The following is a 265-nucleotide window of genomic DNA, read 5'->3' as shown; positions in this document are numbered from 1 at the left end:
CCTCTGATAAATAAATCCAAATCAAACTCACCCACACCACACCAAACATGATCATAAATGCCGATGAACGAATGCCTGTGATATCTACAGCGGCACCAAACATAATCGGTAGAATAAAGCCACCAAGACCCCCTGCCAAGCCCACAACACCTGATACTGCACCCATATTATCCTTGTATTCATCAGACAAATATTTAAATACCGATGCCTTACCAATAGCAAAGGCAATACCTAGCAAGAAAATCAATACAGTAAAGACGGTGGC

General features: G+C 41.9%; 1 pseudogene. It reads right to left on the bottom strand.

Annotated elements, in window-relative coordinates:
• Nucleotides 1-265, bottom strand: a pseudogene (locus tag B0E34_RS22855) (MFS transporter); the annotation flags it as partial.

It is taken from the genome of Chryseobacterium mucoviscidosis, from assembly GCF_002177115.1.
Classification (GTDB): domain Bacteria; phylum Bacteroidota; class Bacteroidia; order Flavobacteriales; family Weeksellaceae; genus Chryseobacterium; species Chryseobacterium mucoviscidosis.
The sequence above is the reverse complement of the archived record's forward strand: the minus strand, read 5'-3'. Positions and strand labels throughout refer to the sequence as shown.